Below are 15,573 nucleotides of genomic sequence, written 5' to 3' on the forward strand. Positions count from 1 at the left end.
GGTAGTGGGGATTCGGCCGACATTTAAGAGGGTGGTAACAGGGGTAGAGATGTTCCGGAAGCTACTGGACCAGGGGCAGGCAGGAGACAACATAGGAGTATTGCTGAGGGGGACGGAGAGGACTGAGGTAGAGAGGGGTCAGGTGATAGCGAAGCCTGGGAGCATCACGCCTCACACGAAGTTCAAGGCGGAGGCATACATATTGACGAAGGAGGAGGGGGGTAGGCACACGCCGTTTTTCAGTGGGTATCGGCCGCAGTTTTACTTTCGGACCACGGATGTAACTGGAGTTGTATCGTTGCCGGAGGGAGTGGAGATGGTGATGCCAGGGGACAACGTGAACATTCAGATCGAACTCATCACGCCGATTGCCATGAATAAGGGTTTGAGGTTTGCAATCAGGGAAGGAGGCAGGACTGTAGGCGCAGGAACCATCACGGAGATTCTGGAATAACGAGATTCATTCAATGGAGAGATCCGGATAGAAGGGATCCGATAGAAACAAGATGAGGGAAAACATCGTATTTCAGTGCAGTGTTTGCAAGAGAAGAAACTACGTTTCGACCAAGAACAGGAAGAAAACCACGGAGAAGCTGGAATTCAAGAAATATTGCAGGTTCTGCAGGGCACACACGCTGCACAAGGAGATAAAGTAGGCCAGTAGCTCCAACGGCTAGAGCACCGGTCTCCAAAACCGGCTGATGGGGGTTCGAATCCCTCCTGGCCTGCCAATTCTCTAAGCAAGACGTGAATAAGATTCTTCATGAAGATTCGGAGATAATGTGTACTGGTACAAGAAATTCAAGCAGTTTCTCTCGGAAGTCTGGCTGGAACTGAAGAAGACATCCTGGCCAAACCGCAAGGAAGTTTACGGCACGACGATCGTTGTGATCATTGCCGTGATCATCTGTTCGGCTTTCCTCTATGTTGTGGATGTGACTCTCACGAATATCATAACATTCATCCTCAAGAGTTTTGAGAAGTGATCGATGGTGGGTGAAATGGCAAAACAGTGGTATATCGTTCATACCTATTCTGGCTTCGAAGATAAGGTGAGGAAGTCTCTCATGCAGAGAGCAGAAGCAAAAGGAAAGCAGGAAGAGATCGGAGAGATCCTCATCCCGAGTGAGGAGGTCGTGGAGGTAAGGGAAGGAAAGAAAGTGAAGTCGAAGAGGAAGTTCTTCCCGGGTTACATTCTGGTCTTCATGGAGATGAACGAGGATAACTGGCATTTCGTGAGGAGCACACCTAAGGTAACCGGATTCGCCGGGACGCGAGAGAAGCCAACTCCTCTCACGGGAGAAGAAGTTACCCGGATCCTGAACCAGGTTTCCGTGGCAGCTGAGAAGCCCAAACCCAAATTCGATTTCAAAGAGAACGACACGGTCAAGATCATCGATGGACCGTTCAACAATTTCATCGGTAAGGTCGAGGAGGTCAATCATGACCGCTCTACTCTGAAAGTGATGGTAACCATCTTCGGGAGATCAACCCCTGTGGAACTGGAATTTCTACAGGTAGAAAAGATCTGAGATGAAAGGAATCTTTATATAGGGTATTACGATGGCAAAAAAGGTCACTGGATTCATCAAGCTTCACATTCCAGCGGGAAAGGCAACTCCTGCCCCACCCGTTGGCCCGGCACTCGGCCAGCAAGGGGTCAACATCATGGATTTCTGCAAGGCCTTCAATGCCAGGACGGCGAAGCAGGAAGGTCTCATCATCCCAGTTGTCATCACGGTTTACTCCGATCGCTCCTTCACGTTCGTCACGAAAACCCCGCCTGCATCGGTTCTTCTGAAGAAAGCGTTGCAGATTGCCAAGGGTTCTGGGGTTCCCAACAAGGAGAAGGTCGGGAAAGTCACGAAGCAGCAGGTCGAAGAGATTGCTAGGACGAAGATGCCCGATCTCAACTGCCATACTCTTGATGCTGCCATCAGGATCATCGAGGGAAGCGCCCGGAGTATGGGCATCGACGTCGTGGAAGGTTAAGAGGTATCTCATATGGCAAAAGCGGGTAAGAAATATCTGAAAGCGAAACAGGAAGTTAAAAAGGACAGTTACACCTTTGAGGAAGCCATACCGATCCTCAAGAAGATGCATTACGCAAAATTCGACGAGAGCGTAGAGATAGCCTTTCTCCTCGGCGTGGATGTCAAGCATGCGGATCAGATGGTCAGAGGAACGATCCTTCTGCCTCACGGCACAGGAAAGACCAAGAAGGTCCTAGTACTTGCTTCGGGAGAGAAGCTCAAGGAGGCCGAGACCGCCGGTGCAGATTATGTGGGCGGCAACGATATTATCGAGAAGATCCAGGGGGGGTGGATAGATTTCGATGCCGTGGTGGCGACACCGGACATGATGAAGGATGTAGGGAAACTGGGAAAGATACTCGGTCCGCGCGGACTCATGCCGAACCCGAAATCGGGAACCGTAACCTTCGATCTCGCGAAGGCTATCTCCGACATCAAGGGAGGGAAGATCGAGTTTAAGGTGGATAAAACGGCCATCATCCATTCCATCATCGGGAAGATCTCTTTCGAGGATTCCAAGCTCATCGAGAATGCCAGGGTTCTGTCCGCGGCCATAATCAAAGCAAAACCGGCCGCTGCCAAGGGTAAATACATCAAAAGCGTCCATATCGCAAGCACTATGAGCCCTGGGCTGAAGATCGACCCGGGAAGCATTGAGGCGACGTAGCGAGGTGGAGAGTGAAAAGAGCAGAAAAGGAAAAGGAAATCGAATTACTGAAGAATTCCATAGGTAAAGCCAGGAGTTTGTTTCTGGTTGATTACAGAGGGCTGAAGGTCAATCAGATCAACGAACTGAGAAAGAGGATCCATGGGATCTCGAACTATCGGGTTGTGAAGAACCGCCTGGCGCTGAAGGCGCTGGCCGATTTCTCCAACAAGAAGATTTTGAAGTTTCTCAAAGAACCCACGGGATTCTTTTACACGCATAATGATCCAATCGCTCTGGCCAAGATACTTGTCGAGTTTGTCAAGGATAATCCCGAGCTGGAATTTAAGGCAGGTCTCGTCGAGAACACGTTCATAATGCCGGAAGATTTCAAAGAGCTGTCTAGAACACCGAGCAAGCTGGAACTGATTGGCAAGCTGCTATATTGCCTGAATTATCCGATCGCCGGGCTTGTCAGGATTCTCAATGCAAACATACAGGGTCTCGCCACTGCGCTGGACCAGGTGGCAAAATCGAAGAGTCAATAAACGTTTTAAGATCAACCATAGAATGGAGGTATTTTAAATGGCAAAGCTTTCTGTAGAAGAATTCATCAAGAGCGTGGAAGAGATGACTGTCATGGAACTCAACCAGCTGGTGAAAGGGCTTGAACAGCATTTCGGAGTCAGCTCCGCTGCTCCGGTCGCCGTGGCCGCCGCAGTATCTGGAGCAGCTCCTTCCGCTGCTGCTGAGGAGAAGACTGAGTTCGCCGTTGTCCTCAAAGAGGTGGGAGACAAGAAGATCAATGTCATCAAGGTTGTGAGAGAGGTGACCAATCTCGGCCTGAAAGAAGCCAAGGACCTTGTCGACGGAGCTCCGAAGACCGTGAAGGAAGGAATATCCAGACAAGAAGCAGAGGAGATCAAGAAGAAGTTTGAAGAAGCGGGTGCCAAGATTGAAATAAAATGAGAGCACGAAATCAATTCGCATCCTTGTCCGCATGAACAGGGGAATCTTAGCTCAGATTCCCCCGGTTCACGGGCAAAAGACTAACAATCTTTAACCCTGACATTAAGGGTGAAACCTACCAACATCCAAAGGAACATGACCCAAATTGTCAAAGGATAGGAGTGTATTCAAACATGCCTGAAACCAACAGAGTCACTCTATTGAATAGGACAGACTTCTCGAGGATCAAGACCTCCATTCAGATTCCCAATTTGATCGAAGTCCAGAAGAAATCCTATGAGAGATTTCTCCAGCTGCACACCGCTCCACAGGATCGGGAAGAAATCGGTCTTCAATCTGTCTTCCGTTCAGTCTTTCCCATTACAGATTTTCGCGAGACCTGCTCTCTCGAGTTCATCGAATACTCAGCGGGAAACTGGGAATGTAAGTGCAGCACGCTCAAGGGGATGGAACATCTAAAGACTGAGTGCAGGAATTGCGGAAAAGTTCTCTTCGCACTTGATCCGAAGGAGAGAGAACTGACGTGTCCGAAGTGTGGACTGGTGAACATCAGTCGTGCAAGAGTCTGCGAAGAATGTGGAAGTCTCGTGACCCTTTCCTTCAAGTACAGCGTGGGGGAGTGCCAGGAGCGGGGGATGACTTACAGCATACCGCTCAAGGTCAAGATCAGGCTCGTCGTCTATGAAAAGGATGTGACGACGAATGCAAAGAGCATCAGGGACATGAAGGAGCAGGAAGTCTTCTTCGGCGATATCCCGATGCTGACGGAGAACGGGACCTTCATCATCAACGGAACAGAGAGGGTCATAGTGTCTCAGCTTCATCGGTCACCAGGCGTCTTTTTCACCCGTGAGGGGAACATCCTGACGGGAAAGATCATCCCGTATCGTGGATCCTGGGTGGAGTTCGAGCTCGATGAGAAGAACATCCTGCAAATCCGGATCGACAGAAAGAGAAAATTCCTTGGGACGATCTTCCTGAGAGCTCTGGGTCTTCAAAGCGACGAGGCTATCATCAAAACGTTCTATACCTTCCAGGAGATTAAGATTGACGGAAAAAAACTCTTTTGCAAGGTGACGCCGGCCATTGTCGGCATTAGAGCGAAAGGGGATGTCGTCCACCCAAAGACAGAAGAGATCATAGTGAAAAAGGGGAAGAGGATCAAGCAGACGATGATTCCTGACTTGGTGAAGGCGGGGATCGATTATATTCTCATAGACGCGGAAACACTTTTAGATGGGGCAAGGATTGCGAAAGATATAGTGGATAATGAAACAGGAGAGATCCTGTACGTCGAAGAGAAGAACCTTTCCTGCGAGGTGAACGCCATCTTCTCCCAGGAGATACTCGATAAGCTTGTGGAAAAGGGCATCGATAGTTTTGAGGTCTTTTTTCCGGAGACGGATCCCATCGGTCCTGCCATTTCTTCGACACTCGAGAAAGATTCCATAAAAACCGCGAATGATGCTCTCCTCGAGATCTATCGTAGATTGAGACCGGGTGACCTTCCAACGGTTCAGAGCGCCCGTTCACTTTTCCATGCCATGTTCTTTGATCCCCAGCGCTACGACTTTTCCAAAGTGGGAAGGCTCAAGTTCAACACGAAGCTCGGAAAGGATGTCGCTCTAGATCAGAGGATCCTGACGAAGGAAGATTTCCTGGCAGTCCTGAACTTTCTCCTCAAGAACAGGAATGATGCTACGGCTCAGGACGACATCGATCATCTCGGCAACAGAAGGGTAAGATCGGTGGGAGAGCTTCTCGAGAATCAGTTCCGGATCGGTCTGGTGAGGATGGAGAGAGCCATCAAAGAGAAAATGAGCGTCTATACTGAAATGACAACGGCGATGCCCCATGACCTCATCAATGCCAAGCCGGTCATGGCAGCACTCCAAGAATTTTTCGGTTCCAGCCAGCTATCGCAGTTCATGGATCAGACAAACCCACTGGCCGAGGTAACTCACAAGAGAAGGCTGTCCGCTCTTGGTCCAGGAGGCTTGAGCAGGGAAAGAGCCGGGTTCGAAGTCCGTGACGTCCATCCAACCCATTACGGAAGGATCTGCCCGATCGAGACTCCAGAGGGTCCAAACATCGGGCTCATCTCTTCTCTCAGTTGCTATGCAAGGATCAACGAGTTCGGCTTCATCGAATCTCCATACCGAAAGGTGCAGAACGGGCAAATCATCGATTACTTTAAAATCCTTTCCCCGGGCGAATCCGATTTCAATATTGGACAGATCGTCAGAAAGGAAGAGTTGGAATCGGAACTGAAGAAGGTTTCCAGGAAGAAAGGAGATCTTCCCACGTTCGAACCTCACTCCTTCTACCTCTCCGCATGGGAGGAAGATCGCATTGCAATCGCCCAGGCGAATGCCCGCGTGGACGGCGAGGGGAAATTTATCAACGAGAGGGTTTACGCAAGGTTAGGCGGGGAGTTCAAGCTTGTCCCCAGAGAAGAGGTTGCCTACATCGACGTTTCTCCCAAGCAGCTCGTTTCCGTGGCTGCCTCTCTTATCCCATTCCTTGAAAATGACGACGCCAACAGGGCCCTCATGGGGTCCAACATGCAGAGGCAGGCTGTTCCTCTGCTCCGGCCCGAAGCCCCATGCGTCGGAACAGGAATGGAATCCATCACGGCAAAAGATTCCGGTGCCGTCGTCACCAGCATACGGAGCGGAATAGTGGACAGCGTGGATTCCAGGAGAGTCATCGTGAGGGTTGGTGGTGAGGAAGGAGAAGATGGTGACTTCGGAGCCGACATCTACAACCTGGTCAAATTTCGCAGGTCCAATCAGAATACCTGCATAAATCAAAGGCCGCTGGTCAAGGTGGGACAGAGAGTGGCCAGGGGACAGGTCATTGCCGATGGTCCCTGCACCGACCGTGGGGAACTTGCCCTCGGTCGCAATGTCCTCGTCGCGTTTATGCCCTGGCGAGGGTATAACTTCGAGGATGCCATTCTTGTCAACGAGAACCTCATCAAGAATGATGCCTTCACATCCATCCATATCGAAGAATTCGAGATCGAAGCAAGAGATACGAAACTGGGTCCTGAGGAGATCACGAGAGATATTCCAAACGTGAGTGAAGAGTTCTTGAAGGACCTTGATGAGAGCGGAATCATAAGGATAGGGGCCTACGTGAAACCTGGCGATATCCTTGTGGGGAAGGTTACTCCCAAGGGGGAGACTCAGCTCACTCCCGAGGAAAAACTATTGCGGGCAATATTCGGCGAGAAATCCGGTGACTGGAAGGACGCCTCGCTGACGACTCCACCGGGGATCGAGGGGACAGTCGTTGACGTGAAGATCTTCTGCAGGAAAGGGACGGAGAAAGACAGCCGAGCAAGGAAAATCGAGCAGGATGTTATCGATCGGATGGAAAAAAACCTGAACGACGAGATCCGAATCCTGAGAGAAGAGAACCGTAACAAGATTACTGATCTCCTTCTCGATGAGAAACTTGCCGCTCCTCTCAAGGATAAGAGAACGCGGAAGATCCTCCATGAGGAGGGAACCAGGCTTACCCTCGAGATACTAGCATCTCTCTCTGCAGAGGACCTTCTGCGGTGCGAGATCAAGCCGAAGAAGAAGGAGAAAGTAGACGAGATAAAGAAAATCGAGGAGAGGACGGAGAAGAGGATCCAGATTCTGAAGAGATTCCACAAAGACAAGATAGAGCTATTAAAACGCGGCGACGAGCTTGCTCCAGGTGTGATCAAGATGGTCAAGGTTTATGTGGCCATGAAGAGAAAGCTCCAGGCGGGTGATAAAATCGCCGGCAGGCATGGGAACAAGGGTGTCATTGCGCGAGTCATCCCAGAAGAAGATATGCCATATCTCCCCGATGGAACGTCCATCGATGTCATTCTGAACCCCCTGGGCGTACCATCGAGGATGAACGTCGGTCAGATCCTCGAGACTCATCTCGGCTGGGCAGCCAAGAGCCTCGGGAGATACTATTCGACTCCCATTTTCGATGGGGCTAATGAGAATGAGATCAAAGAGCAGCTCAAGGAAGCTAACCTGCCACTCAACGGGAAGACAATCCTGTATGACGGCAAGACAGGGCTCCCCTTTGATCATCCGGTCACGGTCGGGTACATCTATCTGATGAAACTCTCGCACCTCGTCGATGATAAGATCCATGCGAGGTCCATTGGCCCTTACTCACTTATCACACAGCAACCGCTTGGCGGGAAAGCTCAGTTCGGAGGACAACGGTTCGGCGAGATGGAGGTGTGGGCTCTGGAGGCTTACGGAGCTGCGCATACACTTCAGGAACTCCTCACTGCTAAATCGGACGATGTCCAAGGAAGGACAAAAGCTTACGAGGCCCTCGTGAAGGGGCAGAACATAGGCGAGCCGGGACTGCCAGAATCGTTCAACGTTCTTGTCCGTGAACTGCAGGGTCTCTGCCTCAACGTGGAGCTTCTGACAGATGAAGCAAAATAATACTATTTCTTAATAGGAGGGGAGAATCTTGAATAAGAATTTCTTCCTTTTTGATAAAGCTAGAACGATCAATGACTTCACCGCCATGAGGATCAGCCTGGCCTCGCCGGAGAAGATCAGGATGTGGTCCCACGGCGAGGTGACGAAGCCGGAGACAATAAATTACAGAACGTTCAAGCCTGAGAAAGATGGCTTGTTCTGCGCCAAGATATTCGGTCCCGTCACCGACTGGGAGTGCCTTTGCGGCAAATTCAAGAGGATGAAACACCGCGGCGTCGTCTGCGACAAGTGCGGTGTTGAAGTTACTCAGTCCAAGGTCAGGCGCGAGCGGATGGGGCACATAGAACTTGCCTCTCCCGTCTCCCATGTCTGGTTCTTCAAAGGTTTGCCAAGCCGGATAGGGCATCTCCTCGACATCTCCCTAAGAGACCTTGAGAGGATCCTCTACTTTGAAGCATACGTCGTTATAGAAGTCAACGATAAAAAGGTTCCACTGAAAGAGAAAGAGCTTCTGACCGATGAGAGGTACAAGGAGCTCTCCGCGGAGTACGGCGATAAATTTCAGGCGAAGATGGGTGCAGAGGCGATCAAGGAACTCCTTCAAAGAGTAGATATCGAGACTCTTTCCAGAGAACTGAGGGAGAAGATGAACCAGGAGACCTCGATCCAGAAGAGGACCAAGTATGCCAAGAGACTGAAGGTCGTCAATGCGTTCAAGCGGTCTGGCAACAAACCCGAGTGGATGGTCCTCGACGTCATTCCAGTCATCCCGCCTGAACTGCGGCCGCTTGTTCCACTCGATGGAGGAAGGTTTGCGACATCAGATCTGAACGACCTATACCGCAGGGTCATCAACAGGAACAACCGTCTGAAAAAATTGCTGGAACTGAAGGCCCCGGATGTCATCGTGAGAAACGAGAAGAGGATGCTTCAGGAAGCTGTCGATGCTCTCTTCGACAACGGGAGAAGGGGTCGTGTCATAAGAGGCTCAAACAACAGAGCGCTAAAGTCGCTGAGCGATACATTGAAGGGAAAACAGGGTCGGTTCAGACAGAATCTCCTCGGGAAGAGAGTCGATTATTCTGGGCGATCCGTTATAGTCATTGGTCCCGAGCTCAAGCTCAATCAGTGCGGTCTTCCCAAGAAGATGGCCTTGGAACTCTTCAAGCCTTTTATTTACAACAAGCTTGAGGAGCGCGGTCTCGTGACGACGATCAAGGCTGCCAAGGAGATGGTGGAGCTGGAACAGCCGGAAGTATGGGATATCCTCGAGGAGGTCATCAAAGACCATCCTGTCCTCCTCAACAGGGCCCCAACGCTTCACAGGCTTGGAATCCAGGCCTTTGAGCCCATTCTGGTGGAGGGAAAGGCGATCAAGATCCATCCTCTAGTCTGTACGGCCTTCAACGCCGACTTTGATGGAGATCAGATGGCAGTCCACGTCCCGCTCTCCGCTCGAGCGCAGATAGAAGCCCATGTCCTTATGCTCTCGACGCAAAACCTCCTCTCACCGGCCAATGGTCAGCCCATCGTCAACCCGACGCAGGATATCGTCCTGGGCTGTTACTATCTTACAAAAGAGAAGAGAGGATCCAGAGGCGAGGGGAAACGGTTTTCCGATGTGGATGAGGTGATCCATGCCCTTGAGGCCGGAGAGGTTGAAACACTGGCTCCGATCCGGTTGAGATACAAAGGAGACTTCATCGATTTGACAACGATGAAGGATGACCAGGATATAACGCACTCCTACATCCAGGAGATAGACAATCAGCTCATCGACACGACGGTGGGTCGGGTCATCTTCAACAGCTTTCTCCCGAAAGAGACCCCTTACATCAATGGACACCTGAAGAAAAAGGGGCTTGCCCAACTCGTGGCCTTCTGCATTCAGCACAGCGGAAATGATAAAGCGGTAGAGATGCTCGACAGCCTCAAGGATATCGGTTTCCTATACGCAACGAAGGCAGGGTTCTCCATCGGAATCGATGACATGGTTATCCCATCCGAGAAGGAAGAGCTCATCGATAGAGCAAGGAAGGAACAGAGCGCCGTTGAGCAACAGTACCTGGATGGGATCATCACCAACGGTGAACGTTACAACAAGGTCATCGGGATCTGGTCCGATGTTACCGACAGGATTGCCGAGAAGATGCTCAAGGGGATGGGAGAGTTCAACTCAATCTACATGATGGCGGACTCGGGGGCAAGGGGAAGCAAGCTCCAGATGAGACAACTTGCAGGAATGCGCGGTTTAATGTCGAAGCCCTCAGGAGAGATAATCGAGACCCCTATCACGGCCAATCTCAGGGAAGGGTTGAACGTGTTGCAGTACTTCATCTCCACCCATGGAGCAAGAAAAGGTCTTGCGGACACTGCATTGAAGACCGCCGACTCAGGCTATCTTACGCGAAGGCTCGTCGACGTAGCGCAGGATGTCATTGTGAGTGAAGATGATTGCCGCACTCCTCACAGCATTGTTGTTGAAGCCATCATCGAGGGAGGAGAGGTCATCGAATCGCTCGGCGACCGATTGATCGGGAGGGTGGCGGCGGAAAACATCATCGATCCGATTTCGGGTGAGATTATTGTAGAGAAGAACCAGGAAATTACTGAAGATACCGCTGCGAAGATCGAGGATGCAGGTGTTGAAAAAGCAAGAATCCGGTCGGTTCTCACCTGCGAGACGGAGCGAGGGGTCTGCATTAAATGTTATGGAAGAAGCCTGGCCACCGGAAAGATGGTCGAGCTCGGCGAGGCCGTGGGAGTCATCGCTGCGCAATCGATCGGAGAGCCGGGAACCCAGTTGACGATGAGGACCTTTCATATCGGCGGAACGGCAAGGGGTGCTGCCGAGCAATCGACGATCAATGCTAAGAACGAGGGAAAGTTCAAGTATGTGAACATTACGAGTGTAAGGAACAAGAAGGGCGATTTTGTTGTTATGAACCGAAACGGTGCAATAGTCGTGATGGACCGCGACGGAAGAGAGAGAGAAAGACATCCGGTCGTCTACGGCGCTTCCCTCAAGGTTTCAGATGGGCAGCTCGTCCAACCAGGGATGCTGCTCGTGGAGTGGGATCCATACACTAACGCCATCCTCACTGAGGTTAGCGGCACGCTTAACTTCAAGGATATCGAGGAAGGCGTGACCATGAGGGAAGAGGTGGACGAGGTAACAGGATTCAGGAGTAAAGTCATCATCGAATCCCAGGATGAGAAGAAGCATCCCCAGCTAATCATCAAGGATCAAGACGAGAAGATTCTCAGGAAATACACGATGCCATCCGGAGCTCATCTGATCTTTGAGGATGGGGATATGGTTTTCCAGGGAGATATCCTTGCCAAGATCCCGAGGGAGACGACGAAAACCAAGGATATCACCGGTGGACTTCCCAGAGTCGTGGAACTCTTCGAAGCGAGAAAACCGAAAGAAGCGGCCATCATTACGGAGATCGATGGCATCGTCAGATACGGAGATATTGTCAAGGGAGAGCGAAATGTATTCGTCAGGAACGAGATGGGTGTTGAGAAGCAATACAATATTCCGAGAGGTGTCCACATTATCGTCCAGGAAGGAGAAAGGGTCAGAGCCGGGGAACCCCTGATGGACGGTCCTATTAATCCTCACGACATCCTGACCGTTCTTGGAAAAGAAGAGCTCCAGAAATATCTTGTTAACGAGATCCAAGAGGTTTACAGGCTTCAGGGAGTAAACATCAATGATAAGCATATCGAGGTAATAATAAGACAGATGATGAGATGGGTGAAAATCGAAGATGTTGGAGACACCGATTTCATCATTGATGAACAGGTCGATCGCTTCCGTTTCCAGAAAGAAAACAGGAAGATCGAGAAGGAGAGGGGAGATGCTGCTCGCGGGAAGGACCTCCTCCTCGGTATAACCAAGGCATCGCTGGCGACGGATAGCTTCATTTCGGCTGCCTCCTTCCAGGAGACGACGCGCGTCCTGACAGAGGCGAGCGCCGCAGGAAAGACCGATTATCTCAGAGGATTGAAGGAAAACGTAATCATGGGGAGGCTCATTCCGGCAGGAACGGGAATGGAGTACTATAGAAAATTCTGCGTCGTTTCCGCCGAGGAGGCTGAAGAGGAAGAGGTCGAGGGCGCTGAGAGCGGCAAGGTGACGGCGGAAACCGGCGGCGAAGATGCTGCTTCGGTCGGTGGAAGCGAGAGTTAAAAACCGCCGATAAAAAGAACTATCTATTGACATAAAAAAGCGTTTTTGCTAAATTAAAAAATTTCGTCAAAAGGATTATTTTTCTTTGAGATGGGAAAGTGGAGTAATTTGTGCCGACGATCAACCAACTTGTAAAAGAGGCGAGACAAAGGGTCTTATCAAAGACGAGTAGCCCGGCTCTCGGAAATTCACCGCAGAAGAGAGGTGTCTGCGTCCGGGTATACACAACGACACCCAAGAAGCCGAATTCGGCTCTCAGGAAAGTAACGAGAGTGAGACTGACGAATGGGATCGAAGTGACCACCTACATTCCCGGGATCGGCCATAATCTGCAGGAACATTCGATTGTTCTCATACGAGGGGGGAGAGTGAAGGATCTTCCCGGTGTGAGATATCATGTAATCAGAGGCACCCTCGATTCAGTTGGGGTCGAGGGGAGAAAACAGGGTAGGTCGAAATACGGGGCCAAGAGGCCCAAATCAGCATAATCCCAAGTAGCGTCGCGCGATGCCTTGAGCCAGAGGTATCGGGGCTTGGGATCATTACGCAAGGAGGATAGTAAGTGCCAAGAAGAGGAGTAGTTACCAGAAAAGAGCTCAACCCGGACCCGATCTACCAGTCTACTCTTGTGGCAAAATTCCTCAATGCCATAATGAGAAAGGGTAAAAAAGCGACTGCGGAAAACATCTTCTATGGCGCCATGGACATCATCCAGGCCAAAACCAAAGATGATCCGCTTAAAACCTTCAAGAAGGCCTTGGAGAACGTCAAACCGATGCTCGAAGTGAAATCGCGAAGGGTTGGAGGCGCAAATTATCAGATTCCAGTGGAGGTCAACCCCGACAGGAAGCTCTCTCTTTCCTTCCGCTGGCTGATACAGTACTCGAAGGAGAGAGGCGAGAAGACCATGCGTGAAAAGCTGGCTGGAGAAATCCTAGATGCTTCGGAAAACAGAGGAGGCGCCATCAAGAAGAGAGAAGATACGCATAAGATGGCAGAGGCGAACAAAGCTTTTGCCCATTATCGATGGTAATCATGTCGAGGGATACTAAATTGTCTAGAGCTATTCCACTGGAAAAGACAAGGAATATCGGCATCATGGCCCACATTGATGCAGGTAAGACCACTACAACCGAGAGGATCCTCTTCTACACAGGGATCAACTACAAGATCGGTGAAGTGGACCAGGGAACGGCCACAATGGACTGGATGGTTCAGGAACAGGAGCGTGGAATCACCATCACCTCGGCGGCGACGACATGCTTCTGGAATGATTACAGGATCAACATCATCGACATGCCGGGCCACGTTGATTTCACAGCGGAAGTGGAGAGGTCGCTGAGAGTCCTCGATGGTGCCATCGCAATCTTCTGTGCAGTGGGAGGAGTCCAGCCACAATCGGAGACGGTCTGGAGGCAAGCTGACAAATATGGCGTTCCGAAGATTGCGTTCGTGAATAAGATGGACAGACGGGGGGCAGATTTCGAAAGATGCGTCGATATGATGAGGACGAGACTCAACACCACTCCAATCGTCATCCAGATCCCCTGGGGGAGGGAAGATTCTTTCACCGGGATGATCGATCTTATCCGTAGTAGAGCATACAGATATTATGGAGAGGCCTCCAAGACGAGCTATGAAATCGTGGACATCCCTGATGAGTACAGGGAAGCTGCCCGGAAGGGGAGAGAGCATCTGATTGAAACGCTATGCGAGATCGACGATACACTCCTGACAAAATATTTATCGGGCGAGGAGATCACCAAGGATGAGATCGTCCATGCAATCAGAAGAGGAACCCTGGATCTCAATGTGGCTCCAGTCTTATGCGGAGCGGCCTTCAAGAACAAGGGGATACAGCCGCTCCTCGATGCCGTCATCGATTTCCTCCCATCTCCAGTGAACGTTCCTCCGGTAGGCGGGGTGATTCAGGGGACGCACACAAGGATCGAGAGAAAGGCGCAGGATGACGAGCCTTTTTCTGCTCTTATCTTCAAGATCATGAACGATCCCTACGTCGGTAATCTTGCCTTCCTGAGGGTCTATTCCGGGATGCTCAGGACCGGATCGATCGTTCTCAACGCGACGAAGAACACAAAGGGAAGGATTGGAAGACTACTGAAGATGCATGCCAATAACAGGGAAGATATAAAAGAGATACGTGCAGGGGACATCGCTGCAGCTGTTGGGATGAAGAATGTCTCCACGGGAGACACTATATGCGATGAGAACCATCCCATCGTCCTTGAGTCAATGGAGTTCCCGGAACCGGTCATATCCGTTGCCATCGAGCCCAGGACGAAAGACGATCAAGACCGGTTGGGCTATGCTCTCGAGAGACTGGTCCATGAAGACCCAACCTTCAAGGTCCACTCGGATAAAGAGACGATGCAGACCCTTATCTCGGGGATGGGGGAACTTCATCTTGAGATCATCGTTGATAGGCTCCTGCGAGAGTTTAACGTCGGCGCGAGAGTGGGAAAGCCGGAAGTGGCCTACAGGGAAACGATCACTAAAAAAGCCTCCGGGTCCGGCAGATACATCAGGCAGACCGGAGGAAGAGGGCAGTATGGCGATGTTGAGATCGAGATTGAACCTACATCTGATGGAGAAGATTTCCTCTTTGAGAGCAGAATTGTGAGAGGAGCAATACCGAGAGAATACATTCCTGCTATAGAGGATGGTGTCAAAGAAGCGATGGAGCATGGGGTCCTGGCCGGATATCCGATGAAGGGGATCCGGGCGACCGTCGTTGATGGATCCTACCACGAAGTGGATTCATCCGAAATAGCGTTCAAGATTGCGGGCTCTATGGCCTTCCGCGATGCCGTTCTGAAAGCGGAGGCCGTTCTTCTTGAACCTGTGATGAACGTCGAGGTTATAACTCCCGAGGAGTTCATGGGAGACATCATCGGAAATCTGAACTCGAGAAGGGGAAAGGTGAAGAATATCAATACTAGGGGTGGAACGAGGATCATTACGGCTCTCGTCCCCCTCTCGGAGATGTTCGGCTATGCCACCGATCTCCGCTCCATAACACAGGGGAGAGGAACATACAGCATGCAATTCTCGCACTACGACGAACCTCCCAGAAGCATCAGTGAAATTGTCATAACAAAACTGCATGGGACTCATTAAATTTTGAATCAAGGAGGCGACCATGTCCAAGGAGAGATTTGAAAGGACGAAGCCGCACGTAAACATAGGGACGATCGGGCACGTTGATCACGGGAAGACGACATTGACGTCAGCGATCACGATGACGCTGGCGAA

General features: G+C 50.9%; 14 protein-coding genes and 1 tRNA gene. All 15 read left to right on the forward strand.

Annotated features, from left to right (window positions below):
- A partial coding sequence (locus tag AB1756_09510) for an EF-Tu/IF-2/RF-3 family GTPase (GenBank protein MEW5807566.1) occupies positions 1-454 on the forward strand: 454 nt, incomplete at its 5' end.
- Between the two features lie 52 nt (positions 455-506).
- Positions 507-656: a 50S ribosomal protein L33 gene (gene rpmG / locus AB1756_09515; GenBank protein MEW5807567.1), complete on the forward strand. Its 150-nt coding sequence runs from the start codon at positions 507-509 to the stop codon at positions 654-656.
- Positions 655-731: transfer RNA gene (locus AB1756_09520), tRNA-Trp, on the forward strand. Before rpmG ends, AB1756_09520 begins: the two co-directional genes overlap by 2 nt.
- Positions 732-782: 51 nt before the next feature.
- Positions 783-986 carry a preprotein translocase subunit SecE gene (gene secE / locus AB1756_09525; protein MEW5807568.1) on the forward strand — a complete coding sequence of 68 codons (204 nt, stop codon included), beginning with the start codon at positions 783-785 and terminating at the stop codon, positions 984-986.
- Positions 987-1,001: 15 nt separating this feature from the next.
- On the forward strand, positions 1,002-1,532 hold the full coding sequence (gene nusG, locus AB1756_09530) for a transcription termination/antitermination protein NusG (GenBank protein ID MEW5807569.1): 531 nt from the start codon (positions 1,002-1,004) through the stop codon (positions 1,530-1,532).
- A 31-nt stretch (positions 1,533-1,563) separates the two neighbouring features.
- Positions 1,564-1,992, forward strand: coding sequence for a 50S ribosomal protein L11 (gene rplK, locus AB1756_09535; GenBank protein ID MEW5807570.1), 429 nt, complete (start codon positions 1,564-1,566; stop codon positions 1,990-1,992).
- Between the two features lie 12 nt (positions 1,993-2,004).
- A complete protein-coding gene (gene rplA, locus AB1756_09540) occupies positions 2,005-2,700 on the forward strand; it encodes a 50S ribosomal protein L1 (protein MEW5807571.1) in 696 nt (231 codons plus the stop codon).
- A gap of 11 nt (positions 2,701-2,711) precedes the next feature.
- On the forward strand, positions 2,712-3,227 hold the full coding sequence (rplJ, locus tag AB1756_09545) for a 50S ribosomal protein L10 (GenBank protein MEW5807572.1): 516 nt from the start codon (positions 2,712-2,714) through the stop codon (positions 3,225-3,227).
- A 37-nt stretch (positions 3,228-3,264) separates the two neighbouring features.
- Positions 3,265-3,648, forward strand: coding sequence for a 50S ribosomal protein L7/L12 (gene rplL / locus AB1756_09550; protein ID MEW5807573.1), 384 nt, complete (start codon positions 3,265-3,267; stop codon positions 3,646-3,648).
- A gap of 173 nt (positions 3,649-3,821) precedes the next feature.
- Complete coding sequence (rpoB, locus tag AB1756_09555) at positions 3,822-8,102, forward strand: DNA-directed RNA polymerase subunit beta (protein MEW5807574.1); 4,281 nt, start codon at positions 3,822-3,824, stop codon at positions 8,100-8,102.
- A gap of 85 nt (positions 8,103-8,187) precedes the next feature.
- Complete coding sequence (gene rpoC / locus AB1756_09560; protein MEW5807575.1) at positions 8,188-12,300, forward strand: DNA-directed RNA polymerase subunit beta'; 4,113 nt, start codon at positions 8,188-8,190, stop codon at positions 12,298-12,300.
- A gap of 110 nt (positions 12,301-12,410) precedes the next feature.
- Positions 12,411-12,788 carry a 30S ribosomal protein S12 gene (gene rpsL / locus AB1756_09565; protein MEW5807576.1) on the forward strand — a complete coding sequence of 126 codons (378 nt, stop codon included), beginning with the start codon at positions 12,411-12,413 and terminating at the stop codon, positions 12,786-12,788.
- A gap of 74 nt (positions 12,789-12,862) precedes the next feature.
- Entirely contained in the window at positions 12,863-13,333 is a 471-nt protein-coding gene (gene rpsG / locus AB1756_09570; protein ID MEW5807577.1) for a 30S ribosomal protein S7, read from the forward strand.
- Between the two features lie 20 nt (positions 13,334-13,353).
- Positions 13,354-15,438 (forward strand): elongation factor G, encoded by a 2,085-nt coding sequence (gene fusA, locus AB1756_09575; GenBank protein MEW5807578.1) that lies wholly within the window; start codon positions 13,354-13,356, stop codon positions 15,436-15,438.
- A 22-nt stretch (positions 15,439-15,460) separates the two neighbouring features.
- On the forward strand, positions 15,461-15,573 hold a 113-nt coding region (locus tag AB1756_09580), incomplete at its 3' end, for a GTP-binding protein (GenBank protein MEW5807579.1).

This window comes from Acidobacteriota bacterium (assembly GCA_040752675.1).
In the GTDB taxonomy this organism is placed as follows: domain Bacteria; phylum Acidobacteriota; class Polarisedimenticolia; order JBFMGF01; family JBFMGF01; genus JBFMGF01.